Genomic DNA, 15,984 nt, shown 5'->3' with positions numbered 1-15,984 from the left:
GGTACGGAACTACGGAACCGCTACTTCACCGGCTCCGGTTCCGGCGCGTCCTCGGTCTCCTGCGAACCCGCCGGGTCGACCGGCGTCTTCACGGAGTCGAGGAGCAGCTGCGCCACGTCGACGACGGTGACGGACTCCTTGGCCTGGCCGTCGTTCTTCTTGCCGTTGACCGAGTCGGTCAGCATGACGAGGCAGAACGGGCAGGCGGTGGACACGATGTCCGGGTTCAGCGACAGCGCCTCGTCAACACGTTCGTTGTTGATGCGCTTGCCGATCCGCTCCTCCATCCACATCCGCGCGCCACCGGCGCCGCAGCAGAAGCCGCGTTCCTTGTGGCGGTGCATCTCCTGCTGGCGCAGGCCCGGGACGGCGTCCATGATCTGGCGCGGGGGCGTGTAGATCTTGTTGTGACGGCCCAGGTAGCACGGGTCGTGGTAGGTGATCAGACCCTCGACCGGGGTGACCGGGATGAGCTTGCCCTCGTCGATGAGGTGCTGGAGCAGCTGGGTGTGGTGGATTACTTCGTAATCGCCGCCGAGCTGCGGGTACTCGTTGCCGATGGTGTTGAGGCAGTGCGGGCAGGTCGCGACGATCTTCTTCGCGGACTTCGGCTTCGCGGACTCGGGCACGACCTTGCCGTCGTCGTCGAGTTCCTCGCCGAACGCCATGTTCAGCGCCATGACGTTCTCCTGGCCGAGCTGCTGGAACAGCGGCTCGTTACCCAGGCGGCGCGCGGAGTCACCGGTGCACTTCTCGTCACCGCCCATGATCGCGAACTTGACGCCCGCCATGTGGAGCAGCTCCGCGAAGGCCTTGGTGGTCTTCTTCGCGCGGTCCTCGAGCGAGCCGGCGCAGCCGACCCAGTACAGGTACTCGACCTCGGTGAGGTCCTCGATGTCCTTGCCGACGACCGGTACCTCGAAGTCGAGCTCCTTGAGCCACTCCAGGCGCTGCTTCTTCGCCAGGCCCCAGGGGTTGCCCTTCTTCTCCAGGTTCTTGAGCATCGTGCCCGCCTCGGACGGGAACGCGGACTCGATCATCACCTGGTAGCGGCGCATGTCGACGATGTGGTCGATGTGCTCGATGTCGACCGGGCACTGCTCGACGCAGGCGCCGCAGGTGGTGCAGGACCACAGGACGTCCGGGTCGATGACGCCGTTCTCTTCGAGGGTGCCGATCAGCGGCCGCTCGGCCTCGGCGAGAGCCGCGGCCGGAACATCCTTGAGCTGTTCCTCGGTCGCCTTCTCCTCGCCCTCCATCGACTTGCCGCCACCGGCGAGCAGGTACGGGGCCTTGGCGTGCGCGTGGTCGCGCAGCGACATGATCAGGAGCTTCGGCGACAGCGGCTTGCCGGTGTTCCACGCGGGGCACTGCGACTGGCAGCGCCCGCACTCGGTGCAGGTGGAGAAGTCCAGCAGACCCTTCCAGGAGAACTGCTCGACCTGGCTGACACCGAAGACATCGTCCTCACCCGGGTCCTCGAAGTCGATCTCCTTGCCGCCACTGGTCATCGGCTGCAGCGCGCCCAGCGCGACGTCGCCGTCCGCCTCACGCTTGAACCAGATGTTCGGGAACGCGAGGAAGCGGTGCCAGGCGACACCCATGTCGGTCTTCAGGGCGACCGTGATCATCCAGATGAAGGAGGTCGCGATCTTCAGCCCGGCGAAGAAGTACGTGAGGTTCTGCAGCGTGGAGACGTCCATGCCGCGGAACCAGGAGACGACCGGGTACGAGACGAAGAACGAGGCCTCGTAAGCGTCCACGTGGTGCTGGGCGCCCTCCAGGGCGTGCAGCGTGAAGATGCAGATGCCGACGATGAGGATGACGGCCTCGACGAAGTACGCCTGTCCGGTGTTCGAGCCGGCGAAGCGGGACTTGCGCCCCGGCCGGTCCGGCCGGTTCAGCTGCCGGATGACGATCAGCGTCAGGATCCCGATGGTCGTCATCGTGCCGAGGAACTCGACGAAGACGTTGTACGGGGCCCATTCACCGATGATCGGGAGCAGCCAGTCGGCCTGGAAGAGCTGGCCGATGGCGTTCACGATCGTCAGCAGCAGCGAGAAGAAGCCCACCGCCACGAACCAGTGCGCCACACCCACGATGCCCCAGCGGTTCATCCGGGTGTGGCCGAGGAACTCCTTGGCCACTGTCACGGTGCGCTGTACGGGTTCGTCGGTGCGGGTGCCGGCGGGGACGTTCTGGCCGAGCCGCATGAAGCGGTAGATCTGCGCGATGGCTCGGACGAACAGTGCGACGCCGACCACGATCAGGACCAGCGACACGATGATCGCGGCGAGTTGCATTCGGGGGCTCCTCGGGCCTGCGAGGGTGGATATTCAGCGATTACTAAGCGGTAACTTATTTCAGTCCATGCTGAGACTACCCACTTGTGTGGCCGCACTGTAGCCAGCCGGGCGGTGATCTGCGTCGCTGAGGCCACCCTGGGTCGACAGCGAAAGCGGATCGTGTTATTCACCCCATATTGCGACATAAGCGACTAGCTTATGAAGGTCTCCGGCCGGGCGTGCCCCTCCGGTGTCACCCCGATACCGCAAACCGAGCTGACGGGACGTCCGCCGTGTCCTACGGGATCGCCGCCGCCGCGACCGCCCTGCTGGTGGCCTCCGCCCTCACCGCCCTGCTGCGTCTCGTCGCCCTGCGCACCGGATTCACCGTCCGGCGGATCGGCCGCACGGGGCGGCGGACGCCGCGCCTGGGAGGCGCCGCCGTCGCCACGGTGACGGCCGCCGTCACCACCGTCGGAGCCTCGACCGGACTCGCCCCCCTCGACTCCGGCACGCTCACGCTGCTGATCGCGGCCGGGGCCGTGGCCGTGCTCGGGTTCCTCGACGACGTGCGCCCGGTGGGGGCGCGGGCCCGCGTCATCGTCGAGGCGGGGGCGGCGACCTTCGTCGTGCACGCCGCTCAACTCGACTTTCTCGTCGGCGCGTTGGCCGTCCTGTGGATCGTCTTCGTCACCAACGCCTGTCGGCTCATCGACACCTCGGACGGCGTGCTCGGCACCGTCGCCGTCGTGACCGCGCTCGGCCTGAGCGCCTGCGCCGCCGCCGGAGGGCTCGGCCCGCTCGCCGCGGTCCTCGGGGTGCTCGCGGCGGCGCTCGCCGGGTTCCTCATGCACAACTGGTACCCCGCTCGGATGCACCTGGGGGGCTGCGGGTCCCTGTTCACGGGCTTCCTCCTGGCGTCCGCGGCGGTCCTGGTGAACGCGGGCCACGAGGCGCTCCCCGGTGCGGGCTCGCTGTTCGCCGTGACGGTCGTGGTGACCGCGGACGCGGCCCTGGTGACGGTGTCGCGGCGGCGCGCGGGGCGGCCTCTGCTCCAGGCCGGCGCGGACCACATCGCCCACCGGCTCCGCCGGCTCGGCCTCACCCCGACGGGCGTGGCGGTGGTGCTCGGTGTCGCGTCGCTGGCCGGTGCGGTGACCGCGCTCCTGCTGCACGACGGGACGCTGGGCCCGCTGGCCGCGCTGTGGCCGGTCTGCGCGGCAGCCGGGTCGGTCGCCGGGCTGCTGCGGGTGCCGGTCTACGGGGTGCGGCGGCGCGGTCACCGGCCCGTACGGACCGCTGTGGTGGACGTCGCCCGCTAGTGACGAAGGTCCCGACGTAGCGGCTGACCTGCACAGATGCCCTGGCTGTCCATAAGGGCCACATAAAAGTTGAGTCGGCTCGACTCAGCTCTGTTGACCGAACCGCGGTCGTCATGCATCCTTGAGCCAGATCCACTCAAGTAGTCATGCTGGAGGAATTGAAATGGCACGTGCGGTCGGCATCGACCTGGGCACGACTAACTCCGTCGTCAGCGTTCTCGAAGGCGGCGAGCCCACCGTCATCACCAACGCCGAGGGCGCCAGGACCACGCCGTCCGTCGTCGCCTTCGCCAAGAACGGTGAGGTGCTCGTCGGAGAGGTCGCGAAGCGCCAGGCGGTCACCAACGTCGACAGGACGATCCGTTCGGTCAAGCGCCACATGGGCACTGACTGGAAGATCGAGATCGACGGCAAGAGCTTCAACCCGCAGCAGATGAGCGCCTTCATCCTGCAGAAGCTGAAGCGCGACGCCGAGGCGTACCTGGGCGAGAAGGTCGCGGACGCGGTCATCACCGTCCCGGCGTACTTCAACGACTCCGAGCGCCAGGCGACGAAGGAGGCCGGCGAGATCGCCGGTCTGAACGTTCTGCGTATCGTCAACGAGCCGACGGCCGCCGCCCTGGCCTACGGTCTCGACAAGGACGACCAGACCATCCTCGTCTTCGACCTCGGTGGCGGCACCTTCGACGTGTCGCTCCTCGAGATCGGCGACGGCGTCGTCGAGGTGAAGGCCACGAACGGCGACAACCACCTCGGTGGTGACGACTGGGACCAGCGCGTCGTCGACTACCTGGTCAAGCAGTTCAACAACGGCCACGGCGTGGACCTCGCCAAGGACAAGATGGCGCTCCAGCGCCTGCGCGAGGCCGCCGAGAAGGCGAAGATCGAGCTCTCGTCCTCGACCGAGACCACGATCAACCTGCCCTACATCACGGCGTCCGCCGAGGGCCCGCTGCACCTGGACGAGAAGCTCACCCGCGCCCAGTTCCAGCAGCTCACGTCCGACCTTCTGGAGCGCTGCAAGACGCCGTTCCACAACGTCATCAAGGACGCGGGCATCCAGCTCTCCGAGATCGACCACGTCGTTCTCGTCGGTGGCTCGACCCGTATGCCCGCCGTCGCGGAGCTCGTCAAGGAGCTGACCGGCGGCCAGGACGCCAACAAGGGCGTGAACCCGGACGAGGTCGTCGCCATCGGCGCCGCCCTGCAGGCCGGTGTCCTCAAGGGCGAGGTCAAGGACGTCCTGCTCCTCGACGTGACCCCGCTGTCCCTCGGCATCGAGACCAAGGGAGGGATCATGACGAAGCTCATCGAGCGCAACACCACGATCCCGACCAAGCGTTCCGAGATCTTCACGACGGCCGAGGACAACCAGCCGTCCGTGCAGATCCAGGTCTACCAGGGCGAGCGCGAGATCGCGGCGTACAACAAGAAGCTCGGGATGTTCGAGCTCACCGGTCTGCCGCCGGCCCCGCGTGGTGTCCCGCAGATCGAGGTCGCCTTCGACATCGACGCCAACGGCATCATGCACGTGACCGCGAAGGACCTGGGCACGGGCAAGGAGCAGAAGATGACCGTCACCGGCGGCTCCTCGCTGCCGAAGGACGAGGTCGACCGGATGCGCCAGGAGGCCGAGCAGTACGCGGACGAGGACCACCGTCGCCGCGAGGCCGCCGAGACGCGCAACCAGGGCGAGCAGCTCGTCTACCAGACGGAGAAGTTCCTCAAGGACAACGAGGACAAGGTCCCCGGCGAGGTCAAGACCGAGGTCGAGGAGTCGCTCACCGAGCTGAAGGAGAAGCTCAAGGGCGAGGACACGGCCGAGATCCGCACCGCCACCGAGAAGGTCGCCGCCGTCTCGCAGAAGCTGGGCCAGGCCATGTACGCCGACGCCCAGGGCGCGCAGGCCGCGGGCGGTCCCGAGGCCGGTGCCCCGGGCGACGGGCAGAAGGCCGCTGACGACGACGTCGTCGACGCCGAGATCGTCGACGAGGACCGTAAGGACGGTGCCGCGTGACGGAGGAGACCCCGGGCTTCAGCGAGAGCGACGAGCCTGACGTCCCTTCCGGCGCCACCCCCGACGACGCCGAGCCGAAGGCCGCTCCCTCGCCCGACAAGGGCGAGGGGGCGGCCCCGGCCGGGGACGCAGCATCGGCAGGAGCCGCTTCGGCGGTTCAGAACGTAGGCCTGACGGCTCAGCTGGACCAGGTACGCATGGCGCTCGGTGAGCGCACCGCGGACCTCCAGCGGCTCCAGGCCGAGTACCAGAACTACCGTCGCCGGGTGGAGCGGGACCGGGTCACGGTCAAGGAGGTCGCCGTCGCGGGCCTCCTGACCGAGCTGCTCCCCGTACTCGACGACATCGGCCGTGCCCGTGAGCACGGAGAGCTGGTCGGCGGCTTCAAGTCGGTCGCCGAGTCGCTCGAGGTGGTCGCCGCCAAGATGGGGCTCCAGCAGTTCGGCAAGGAGGGCGAGCCCTTCGACCCGACGATCCACGAGGCCCTGATGCACTCGTACGCGCCGGACGTCACCGAGACGACCTGCGTCGCGATCCTGCAGCCGGGCTACCGGATCGGCGAGCGCACCATCCGCCCCGCGCGGGTGGCGGTGGCCGAGCCGCAGCCCGGGGCCCAGCCGGCCAAGGGCGAGTCCCCCAAGGGCGGGGAATCGGCTGCCGCCGACGACAAGGAGAGCGGTGGCCCGGACGAGGGCTGACGTCAGTAAGCAGCGAGAGGAGGGACGTCGAGGATGAGCACGAAGGACTTCATCGAGAAGGACTACTACAAGGTCCTCGGCGTCCCCAAGGACGCCACCGACGCCGAGATCAAGAAGGCGTACCGCAAACTCGCCCGTGAGAACCACCCCGACGCCAACAAGGGCAACCTCAAGGCGGAGGAGCGCTTCAAGGAGATCTCCGAGGCGAACGACGTCCTCGGCGACCCCAAGAAGCGCAAGGAGTACGACGAGGCGCGCGCCCTGTTCGGCAACGGCGGATTCCGTCCGGGGCCGGGCGGTGCGGGCGGCGGCACCTTCAACTTCGACCTGGGCGACCTCTTCGGAGGCGGCCCCCAGGGCGGTACGGCAGGGGGTGCCGGCGGGTTCGGCGGCGGACTCGGGGACGTCTTCGGCGGCCTGTTCAACCGGGGCGGCGCGGGCACCGGCACGCGCACGCAGCCGCGCCGCGGCCAGGACATCGAGTCCGAGGTCACACTCAGTTTCACCGAGGCGGTCGACGGGGCGACGGTGCCGCTGCGCATGTCGTCGCAGGCGCCCTGCAAGGCCTGTTCCGGCACCGGCGACAAGAACGGCACACCGCGCGTGTGCCCGACCTGTGTCGGCACGGGCCAGGTCTCGCGCGGTGGCGGCGGCGGTTTCTCGCTGACCGACCCGTGCGTGGACTGCAAGGGCCGCGGCCTGATCGCGGAGACACCCTGTGAGGTCTGCAAGGGCTCGGGCCGTGCGAAGTCCTCCCGGACGATGCAGGTCCGCATCCCGGCCGGCGTCTCGGACAACCAGCGCATCCGGCTGCGCGGCAAGGGCGCGCCGGGCGAGCGCGGCGGCCCCGCGGGCGACCTGTACGTGGTCGTGCACGTGGACTCCCACCCGGTCTTCGGCCGCAAGGGCGACAACCTCACGGTCACGGTGCCGGTCAGCTATCCGGAGGCCGCGCTCGGGGGCGAGGTCAAGGTCCCCACGCTCGGTGGGCCCCCGGTCACGCTCAAGCTGCCCCCGGGCACGCCGAACGGGCGGACGATGCGGGCCCGCGGCAAGGGCGCTGTCCGCAAGGACGGCACCCGTGGCGATCTGCTCGTCACGGTGGAGGTCGCGGTCCCCACGGATCTGACCGACGCCGCGAAGGACGCCCTCGAGGCGTACCGGAAGGCGACTGCGGACAGTGATCCGCGGGCAGAACTGTTCCAGGCCGCGAAGGGAGCATGAGCGTATGGACGGCCGTCGACGACAGAGTTCCTTTGTTGGCAGGGCCTATGAGCTGACCGACGAGACTCCGGTCTATGTCATCTCGGTGGCCGCCCAGCTCAGCGGGCTGCATCCGCAGACCCTGCGCCAGTACGACCGTCTCGGCCTGGTCTCCCCGGACCGCACGGCGGGCCGGGGCCGGCGTTACTCGGCCCGCGACATCGAACTGCTGCGCACCGTCCAGCAGTTGTCGCAGGACGAGGGCATCAACCTCGCGGGCATCAAGCGCATCATCGAACTGGAGAACCAGGTCGCTGCGCTGCAGGCCCGGGTGGCCGAGCTGTCCTCCGCGGTGGAGGGCGCGGCCGCCGCGATGCAGCAGCGCGAGGCGGCCGTCCACGCCTCCTACCGGCGGGACCTGGTCCCGTACCAGGAGGTCCAGCAGACGAGCGCGCTCGTTGTGTGGCGGCCCAAGCGGCCGCAGGACTGACCTGTGCACAACTGACCTGTGCACGTGAAGGGGCCCGGAGGTTGTCACCTCCGGGCCCCTTCACGTGCACCTACCGTCCCGCCGCCTCCCACAGCGCCACCACGAGTGCGGCGCAGGACGTCAGCGCCGCCAGTGACGGCAGCGGCCAGCGCGAGCGCTCCAGGGCGTTGAGGCGGTCCTCGTGCTCGCCCAGCGTCTTGTCCGTCTGGTCGGCGCGCTGGGGCACCAGCGCCAGGTTGCCCTGGGTGGCGGCGAACCCGACGTCGACGGAGCGCCGGAGCCGCTCCAGCTCCGGGGCCACGTCGACCTGTTCACTCATGACCCGCCTCCGGTACGCGCAGCCGGTCCCAGCTCACCCTGCCCGGGATGCCGTCCGCGTCCGCGCCCGCGTAGCCGTGCCCGCGCTGCCAGGCGGCGTACGAGAGGACGTCTGCCTCGCCCCACACGGGCCCGGGGCCGACGCGGTAGCGGCCGCAGCCCTCCGCGACCAGGCCAGGCGGTTCTTGCGGCGCCATGGTGGTGCCGGTGTTGCGTCCTCGTACACGGTGATCCCTCCTCATACGCCTGTTGCGACCTCCACGCTCACGGCAGGCACAACAACCCGAAGCGTGCGACCGCCGACGGCCCGGCAGTCACCAGGACCCTCCGCCCCCGCCTCCCGCCCCGCCACCGACCCCGCCGTCGGAGCCGCCGGAACCGGAGGAGGAACCGGAACCCGACCCTGACCCGCTGGACGACGGTGGCCTCGTCGACGCGGCCGTGGACGAGACCAGGGCCAGGGCGATCGCCGGACCGTACAGGGGCATCCGGTTCATGGGCCGCCGGGTGGGGCCGGGCGCCGCCGAGGGGGCCGTGGTCGACTCGGTGATGCTCTCGGACCAGCGGTCGATCTCGCCCAGTGCCACCGCCCACGCCGTGTACCGCTCCAGCTGTTCGGCGTCGGTTTCCGGGGCGGTCGCCGAGTCCGTATCTGTAGCTGTAGACGTATCCGCATCACTCGGGGAGTGGGTCAGCCCGTCGGCGTCGTGACCTCCCGAAGCAGCCAAGTACCGGCGGAACGACTCCACTTGCATCCACAGGGTCGTGCCCCGGGCCGTGCGGACTCGTAGTTCCCAGGCGCGTACCGCCAGAGCCAGCCCGGCCCCCGCGAGGACCGCGCCCACCGTCAGGAGCGGCTGCCACGCCGGGCCCGCGCCGCTGCTGAGCACCCCGCCGGTGATGACGAGCACCGGGCCCACCACCGCGGCGATCACACCAGCGCGCCGTGCGACGCGGCTGCGGTGGGCGCCGGTCGGATCCCACAGTCCGCAACTGCTTTGCCATCTCGCCAGTTGTTCGTCGAGGACGTCCCACGCCGTCACGATGTAGCGGTCGTAGACGCCGAGTATCGCGCTGTCGCGTCCGGCGAACACCTGGTCCAGTACGGCCTTGACGTTGCGGTCGGTCGGCGGGGCATCCTCGGGCGGCCTGCGCCGCAGGACCGGATAGTGGTCGTTGTCGTCGATGTCGAGATGCCCGTCGGCGGCGGTACTGATCAGCCAGGCCACCTTGTGCTCAGGTTCGATCCGTTCGGTGAGCAGGACGCCGGCCTGGGCCGGTGACAGCCCCTTGGGAGGGCGGGATGACGGCGTGAGGGAGGACGCGAGCCGCGCCGCGTCGACCCGCCGTTCCCGGTCGGCATCACCCGCGACGTGATCACGACCGGCGAACCGCAGCGCGCACGCCGTGAAGGCTGCGGCTTCCAGGGCGATTACCGTGGCGAGCACTCCAGGCCACAGCTTCCCGGGAGCCCCGCTGTCGCGGACCGGCCCGGAGGGGGCGGCGGCAGCGGTCACGGGGTCGGTGAGGCGGCGCCCGGCATCGGCGTACAGAGTGGTGCCCTTGCCCGCACCGAGCCTGTCCAGTTCGACGGTGAGGTTGCCCGGCGCGCCGCCCGATACGGCGCACTTCTGCCGTGAACCGGTCGCGCCCTGCACGCAGCGTGCCCCGTCGAGCTCGAACGGCGCCGCCACATGGATCTCTACGTGGCTGAGTTCGACCCGCCACCCCGCCCCGACCGCGTCCCAGGCGAGCTTGCCGTGCGGGGCGACGTCGTCGAGGTGGTACTGGATGCGGTAGCGGTGGAGGCCGTGGACCGCGAGGGTGGGGTCGCCGATGCGAATGCGGGTCTGCGATCCCATGTCGATCAACTCGTACGGGACCGGGGCGGACGCCGACGTGACGGAGACCTCGGCTTCGGGTGACAGCCCGGGGACATCGCGGTAGATGCCGTGCTTGTCCTCGAGCCCGGTACCGAAGTCGTAGTCGATCACCTCGGTGATGCGGGCGTCGCCACTGCGGGAGACCTGGGCACTGGCCCACAGTCCAGTGACCCGCTCGGTGTTCCCGACCACTGCCGCCAGTGCCGTGGCGCCCCCCAGCGCAATCGCGAAGACGGTGGTCGCCAGTAAGGTGCGACGCCGACGACGCCGCACCGAATGATCCGTCCCACTGCTCACAGCAACCCCCCCAGTCGCCGAGAAGATCGGCAGCGTAGCGCGGGCTGCGCGGTCCGGGTAGGGGCCCGTCCGGTTGGCCGAGATCGGCCTCGTACGGCGACCGTGGCGCGGAAACCCGTACGCCGGTGACGTGGACGGCAACACCAAAGAAACGGTCGAGAGGGAAAGAACCCAGGCCAAGCCCCACCCCGCCTCCCGCCGCCGAGGCTGAAGCCACACGGACGGGTGAAGGTCTCCAACTGGGCTTGCGCATATGCCTGTTGCGCCCATTACGCTCACGAGCAGCGACAGCAGCAGCACAACAACACCAGATATGCGACGGCCCCCGCCGGGACGGCAATCCCAGTGCGAGGGCCTGACCACCGAGGAAGCAAGGACCTTCCCGATGGATACCCAGCACCCTAGCGCGCCCTCGCGCGCCCCGGGCGGCATCGTCCACGACAACGCCCGCCACCACACCCGCTTCACGGCCATCGGCAATCACCTCGCCCAGCACCGCGATCTCTCCGGTCTCGCGATCGGCCTCGCCGTGTACATCCAGTCCCTCCCGGCGGGGGCCAGAGCCGACGTCCGTACCCTCGCCGCCCGTTTCCCGGAGGGCACCACGCGGATCGCCGCGGCCCTGCGCGAGCTGGAGGCCCACGGCTACCTGCGGCGCGAGCGGCATCGCACCCCGGACGGGCGGGTGCGTACGCGTACGGTCTCCTGCAATCGTCCGGGCGCCACCACCTCCGAAGCCCCCGCAAGGCGCCGGCCCCCGCAGAAGAAGAAGCCCCGGCCCCTCGCTGTCCCGCATCCGGAGCACACCCCTGGCCCCGGCATCCTCCAGGTGGCCACCGACCTCCTCGCCGCCCTCCACCGCGCGGACTCCCGCCTCGTCCTCTCCGTGCGCGACGCCGAACGCCTCGCGCCCGGCGTGGCCGCCTGGCTGGAACGGGACCTGACCCCCGCCGCCGTACGCCACGCCCTCACCCGCGACCTGCCCGAGGACCGCCCGATCCACCGCCCGGCGGCTCTCCTCGCGCACCGCCTGACGGCACAACTCCCGCCCCGGACCGGCGGCTTCGCGGCAACCGCTACCGCTGAACCACCACCCACCGTCCGTCACCCACTCCGGAACTGCGACGTCTGCGACCACGCCTACCGGGGCCCGGAACCGGACTGCTGCCCCGGCTGCCGCCCGACGCCGCACCTGACCGTGCCGCCATCACGTCATGCCATGCCACGTCACGTCACGTGATCGACGGATCCTGCTCGTCCCGCACCGTCCACTCGGTGTCCTTGACGACGGAGTCCGTGTTCGCGCCGACCCCGCGCAGCACCCCGTACACGAAGGCGGCCGCCGCCAGGCCGCACAGCAGCCAGGCGAACAGGGCCGGCAGGCCGTCGGTGCCGAGGAGGAGGGCGGGCAGGCAGAGGAGGGATGCGAGGAGGGCGCCGGTGGCGATGGGGCCGTGGACCGGCAGGCGGAACTTGGCGTTGCGGCGCAGGGGGCGGGCCCTGCGGTCGCGGGTGGTGGGGCGAGGGTCGCGGGCGCTGTGGGTGGCGGTGCGGTAGGTGACTTCGGCAGGGTTCGTCAGGCCCAGGATCGTGGTGCCGTCGTGGTCGGCCACGAATGCCACCGGCTGCATGCTCTCGATCAGCTTGTAGCGGCGTGACCACATCAGCCAGCCCTGGGCGCCGCTCAACAGCTCTCCTGCGCAGGCGAGTTCGCTGACTTCTGTCGTCGCGAGCGGGATCTCGTCGCCGCCCGCGTCGTGGAGGAGGAGGCTGTACTCCTGTGTGACGGAGATCTGGCCCGGGTGGTCGCCGCGCTCGCTGTAGCGCAGGAGTAACGGTCGCCCGACGCGTACACGCACCGCGTGCACCTCGCCGGCGGCGGCGTCCTCGATCAGGACCCGCACCTTGTCCCGGAAGACTTTGGGCGACGCCGAGCGGCGCAGGAACGTGGCGATCTTCAGCGTGCCGAACAGGGTGAGGAAGAAGAGGAACGAGCCGATGAACGTGCCACCTGTCATGGCGAGCCAGACCAGGGTGCAGGGGGTGAGTGCGATCAGTGTGGCGCCCGTTGCCCGCCCTAAGTCACGGGGAGGCGAGGGGAGTTGGGCCGGTAGGGCGGGGGGCTCGGCGGGCGGGGATGTGACCGGCGCCTTCAGGCGGGGCGCGGTGAGGCACGCCAGTGCCCAGGCGGCCGTGAGTATGGCGCCCGCGGCCAGCGCCCCGACGGTGTCGAGTCGCGGGGCCGACGGGGTGACAGGTACGTAGACCAGAGCCAGAGAGGTCGCAGCGGCGGCCAGCGCCCCGGTACCCAGGGCGCGCGTGAGCAGGGTGGAGCGTCTCATGGTGCTCCTCTCTTCCTCGGAACCGGCAGGAGGAGTCCGTCGGCCCGGGGAGGGGGAAGCACCGGACGGCTGACGGGTTGATGCGTGGTCAGTGTGCCGGTGGGGTCGGAGTGCGTAAAGGGGATCTGACCGGCTCGGACGAGCCGCCCGAGACAGGGCGCGAGAGTCGTGAAGGTGCTGGGGAGGAGGCCGGTGCGGGGCGCGGAGGGTATGTGTTCAACTCGTGAGTTTGCTCACGGTGACGGTGGACGTGACGCGGTAGAAGCGCTGTGACCTGTGCGGCGTCTGGGGTTACCCGGAGTACGGCTGAATTCATCACTGGAACGCTCCGACCCGTTTTCGTCTCGTTAGGGATTCACCTCTTGACGCTGCGTGTTGGGCGGAGTTGGCTTCCAGCCACCTCGGCCGCAACGACGCGGTCACTTCAGGGAGGTATGGAAAGTGAATCCGCGTACGAAGCGCGCCGTCGTTGTCGGCGTCGCGTCCGCCATGGCAGTGGCTCTCACCGGGTGCGGGAGCAGCTGGCTCGAGCCGGAGAGCGACTCCGCGGGCAAGGCGTCCGCCCGGCAGAACCAGGACCTGAAGATCGGCGTCCTCCTGCCGGAGAAGGAAACCGCCCGCTACGAGAAGTTCGACTATCCGCACATCAAGAAGGAAGTCGAGGACCTCACCAGCGGCAAGGGCCGGGTCCTCTACGCCAACGCGGAACAGAACGCGAAGAGCCAGGAGAGACAGGTCGACCAGATGATCGCCGACCGTGTCGACGTACTCATCCTGGACGCGGTCGACTCCAGGTCCATCGCGGGATCGGTCAAGAAGGCCAAGGACGCGGGAATCCCCGTCATCGCCTACGACCGCCTGGCCGAGGGCCCCGTCGACGGCTATGTGTCGTTCGACAGCGACCAGGTCGGCCACGTGCAGGGCATGGCGCTCCTCAAGGCCCTGGGCAGCAAGGCGTCCAAGAACAGCCGGATCGTCATGATGAACGGCTCGGTCACCGACCCGAACGCCGCGCTCTACAAGGACGGCGCCCTGGCCGAGCTCAAGGACCAGGTGACGATCTCGAAGTCGTACGACACCAAGGACTGGAAGCCGGAGAACGCCCGGGCCAACATGGCGCGCGCCATTCAGGCCATCGGCGCGAAGAACATCGCCGGTGTCTACTCCGCGAACGACGGCATGGCCGGCGGCATCATCACCGCGCTCAAGACCGCCGGCGTCACCGACCTCCCGCCGGTGACCGGTCAGGACGCCGAACTCGCCGCTGTGCAGCGCATCGTGACGGGCGACCAGTACATGACGGTCTACAAGCCGTATCCCGAAGAGGCCTCCGCCGCCGCGCAGATGGCCGTCCTCATCGCGCAGCAGCGCGACATCGAGTTCGACGCGCTCGCGAAGGACCGCGTCGACAGCCCCACCACCCCCAGTGTGCCGTCGCTCCTGGTCCAGGTCGTCCCGATGACGCAGAGCAACATCAAGTCGACGGTGGTCAAGGACGGGATCTACAAGGTCGGGGACATCTGCACGGCGAAGTACACGGCGGACTGCGCGCGGATCGGGCTGAAGTAGGCCGGCGGACGGCACGGCGCCCCTCCGTCCGGGGCGCCGTGCCGGATCAGCTGCCGGAGATCGTGAACTCGGCCGCGTTGTTGGCCAGCTTGGGGTCGAAGGCCGAGATACGCAGCTCCGGGTCGTCGTTCCGCGTGGCGACCGACCCCTTCGCGCCGCCGTCCACGACACGGTCGACGCGCAGCGTGAAGTCGAACGTCGAACGGGCCTTCTCCCAGAGCAGGATCGGCGTCCGGCACGTGTACAGATTGGTGCCCGTCGCGTCGCAGCCGGCGGGCTTGCCGGTGACGGTCGTGCCCTCCGGGAGGCGCACGTCGATCGTGGCGACGGGTTCGCCCGCACCGAGCGAGGCCACCCACGCCGGGCCGCGGTTCTTCACCCCGACGCGGGCCTTGACCGTGTCACCGGGCGCGACGGACGTGATGTCGCGCGCGACGGCGACGAGGTCGGCCTTGTTGTCGGCGGTGATCTGCGTGGAGCGGTAGTTGTCGCCGGTGTTCAGGTCGGGCTCGGCCGCGGCGCTCAGCGCGCGGGCCGCGGGAACGGCGGCGGGGACGAGGTCGTCCCCCGTCCCCTGCACGAACGGCCGCCCGGCGAGGGCCTGCTGGTACGCCTCGTCCGAGTACGGGTCGACCGAGTAGTCGAACCGGTCGTACAGCGCCGCGCCCGTCGCACGGACCGCGCCGGCCGCCGACAGGTCGTACTCCTGGCCCGGCTCGACGGGCTGGTCGAGCACGCAGACGGCGGTGGTGCCGGACTGGTTGACCGTCGCGTCGTCGTCCAGGTAGGTGCAGTTGCCGAAGCGCCGCGAGAGGTCCAGGCCGTGCGAGGCGAAGAGGGTGAGGAGGGTGCGGTCGGCGGCGCGGTTGCCGTGGTTGGTCAGCCGGATGGGCTGCGCGAGGTCGGTGCCGGGCCGCACGCCGGTGCGGTACGGGAGCTGGCTGACGCCGAGGTCGGGGCCGTCTCCGAGGCTGATCGCGGTGTCGGCGGGGTAGCCGGTCAGCGGGCCGAACGAGCTGTCCGCGGTGGCGGTGAAGTGCAGTGTGCCGGTGGCGTCGGCGGGCGCGCCCGCGGCGGCCCGCAGACCGATCCCGGCGACGCCGACGTACTGGCCGCCGCTGTCCAGGGAGCCGAAGTCGCAGGTCGCGGTGGCCTGGTCGGCGGCCGGGGTGCAGGTGGCGGGCCAGGTCACGTCGGCCACGCCCGCCAGCTCGGACGCGTCGACGGTGAGCCGGCCGCCCGTCACGGAGTTGTGCGTGTTGTCGTGCCCGATTCTGACGTCGATCGTGTTCGCCGTCGCGCTGCCGTCGGCCGCGGCGGCGGGCAGCACGAGGTCGTACGGCGCCGCGATCCAGAGCGCGTCCGTCTCCGGCTCGTCGGCGCTCGCGGGCGCGACGGATCCGAGGGCGAGGACGGCGCCGGTGACCAGGGCGAGCGGTATGCGGCGGCGCGTCAGTGCGCGTCCGCGGCCGGGGGCCCGGTGGGCCTGAAGTGCCTGCATGTGTCGTTCTTCTCCCTGTGCCGAGGTGCGGGCGGACGGGAGTTGGACCTGCGGGGGTG

Annotated in this window: 12 protein-coding genes and 1 pseudogene; 7 read left to right on the top strand and 6 right to left on the bottom strand. The window is 70.0% G+C overall.

The window, feature by feature from the left end; translation table 11 throughout:
- Positions 1-20: 20 nt before the first annotated feature.
- A complete protein-coding gene (locus OG456_RS17470; protein WP_266562028.1) occupies positions 21-2,303 on the bottom strand; it encodes a (Fe-S)-binding protein in 2,283 nt (760 codons plus the stop codon).
- 275 nt (positions 2,304-2,578) lie between these two features.
- Here OG456_RS17470 and OG456_RS17465 point away from each other — a divergent pair, with 275 nt between their 5' ends.
- From OG456_RS17465 to OG456_RS17445, 5 genes are all read left to right on the top strand, one after another.
- Positions 2,579-3,607, top strand: a complete 1,029-nt coding sequence (locus OG456_RS17465; protein WP_266562026.1) for an MraY family glycosyltransferase — start codon at positions 2,579-2,581, stop codon at positions 3,605-3,607.
- A 163-nt stretch (positions 3,608-3,770) separates the two neighbouring features.
- Positions 3,771-5,624, top strand: a complete 1,854-nt coding sequence (gene dnaK / locus OG456_RS17460; protein ID WP_266562024.1) for a molecular chaperone DnaK — start codon at positions 3,771-3,773, stop codon at positions 5,622-5,624.
- Positions 5,621-6,322 carry a nucleotide exchange factor GrpE gene (gene grpE / locus OG456_RS17455; RefSeq protein ID WP_266562022.1) on the top strand — a complete coding sequence of 234 codons (702 nt, stop codon included), beginning with the start codon at positions 5,621-5,623 and terminating at the stop codon, positions 6,320-6,322. The genes dnaK and grpE overlap by 4 nt, the downstream gene beginning before the upstream one ends.
- A gap of 33 nt (positions 6,323-6,355) precedes the next feature.
- Complete coding sequence (gene dnaJ, locus OG456_RS17450) at positions 6,356-7,546, top strand: molecular chaperone DnaJ (protein WP_266562020.1); 1,191 nt, start codon at positions 6,356-6,358, stop codon at positions 7,544-7,546.
- Positions 7,547-7,550: 4 nt separating this feature from the next.
- Entirely contained in the window at positions 7,551-8,015 is a 465-nt protein-coding gene (locus tag OG456_RS17445) for a helix-turn-helix domain-containing protein (protein ID WP_266562018.1), read from the top strand.
- 70 nt (positions 8,016-8,085) lie between these two features.
- On the opposite strand, the gene OG456_RS17440 is transcribed toward OG456_RS17445, so the two are convergent.
- The 3 genes and pseudogenes from OG456_RS17440 to OG456_RS17430 form a co-directional block, all read right to left on the bottom strand.
- Entirely contained in the window at positions 8,086-8,334 is a 249-nt protein-coding gene (locus OG456_RS17440) for a hypothetical protein (RefSeq protein ID WP_266562016.1), read from the bottom strand.
- A pseudogene (locus tag OG456_RS17435) lies at positions 8,327-8,506 on the bottom strand (peptidoglycan-binding protein); the annotation flags it as partial. The pseudogene OG456_RS17435 and the gene OG456_RS17440, both read right to left, overlap by 8 nt.
- 141 nt (positions 8,507-8,647) lie before the next feature.
- Positions 8,648-10,408, bottom strand: a complete 1,761-nt coding sequence (locus OG456_RS17430; protein WP_266562014.1) for a DUF2207 domain-containing protein — start codon at positions 10,406-10,408, stop codon at positions 8,648-8,650.
- 490 nt (positions 10,409-10,898) lie between these two features.
- Between OG456_RS17430 and OG456_RS17425 the strand changes: the two genes are divergently transcribed.
- The gene (locus OG456_RS17425) at positions 10,899-11,753 is read left to right on the top strand and encodes a helix-turn-helix domain-containing protein (RefSeq protein ID WP_266562012.1); all 855 of its coding nucleotides are present in this window, start codon (positions 10,899-10,901) and stop codon (positions 11,751-11,753) included.
- Here OG456_RS17425 and OG456_RS17420 read toward each other — a convergent pair.
- Positions 11,746-12,531, bottom strand: coding sequence for a hypothetical protein (locus OG456_RS17420; protein WP_266562010.1), 786 nt, complete (start codon positions 12,529-12,531; stop codon positions 11,746-11,748). The two genes, OG456_RS17425 and OG456_RS17420, sit on opposite strands and share 8 nt — an antisense overlap.
- 765 nt (positions 12,532-13,296) lie before the next feature.
- Between OG456_RS17420 and OG456_RS17415 the strand changes: the two genes are divergently transcribed.
- Positions 13,297-14,424, top strand: a complete 1,128-nt coding sequence (locus tag OG456_RS17415) for a substrate-binding domain-containing protein (protein WP_266562008.1) — start codon at positions 13,297-13,299, stop codon at positions 14,422-14,424.
- 46 nt (positions 14,425-14,470) lie between these two features.
- On the opposite strand, the gene OG456_RS17410 is transcribed toward OG456_RS17415, so the two are convergent.
- Positions 14,471-15,925 carry a hypothetical protein gene (locus tag OG456_RS17410; RefSeq protein ID WP_266562006.1) on the bottom strand — a complete coding sequence of 485 codons (1,455 nt, stop codon included), beginning with the start codon at positions 15,923-15,925 and terminating at the stop codon, positions 14,471-14,473.
- Positions 15,926-15,984 lie beyond the last annotated feature (59 nt).

Source organism: Streptomyces sp. NBC_01446 (assembly GCF_026340095.1).
Taxonomy (GTDB): Bacteria; Actinomycetota; Actinomycetes; order Streptomycetales; family Streptomycetaceae; genus Streptomyces; species Streptomyces aureus.
This window is presented reverse-complemented; position numbering and strand designations above follow the sequence as displayed.

Bases quoted from the DNA above. Each gene is read 5' to 3' on its own strand.
- OG456_RS17445 (WP_266562018.1), top strand. From the start codon at position 7,551: ATGGACGGCCGTCGACGACAGAGTTCCTTTGTTGGCAGGGCCTATGAG.
- OG456_RS17440 (WP_266562016.1), bottom strand. From the start codon at position 8,334: ATGAGTGAACAGGTCGACGTGGCCCCGGAGCTGGAGCGGCTCCGGCGC.
- dnaJ (WP_266562020.1), top strand. From the start codon at position 6,356: ATGAGCACGAAGGACTTCATCGAGAAGGACTACTACAAGGTCCTCGGC.
- OG456_RS17470 (WP_266562028.1), bottom strand. From the start codon at position 2,303: ATGCAACTCGCCGCGATCATCGTGTCGCTGGTCCTGATCGTGGTCGGC.
- dnaK (WP_266562024.1), top strand. From the start codon at position 3,771: ATGGCACGTGCGGTCGGCATCGACCTGGGCACGACTAACTCCGTCGTC.
- OG456_RS17420 (WP_266562010.1), bottom strand. From the start codon at position 12,531: ATGACAGGTGGCACGTTCATCGGCTCGTTCCTCTTCTTCCTCACCCTG.
- OG456_RS17410 (WP_266562006.1), bottom strand. From the start codon at position 15,925: ATGCAGGCACTTCAGGCCCACCGGGCCCCCGGCCGCGGACGCGCACTG.
- OG456_RS17425 (WP_266562012.1), top strand. From the start codon at position 10,899: ATGGATACCCAGCACCCTAGCGCGCCCTCGCGCGCCCCGGGCGGCATC.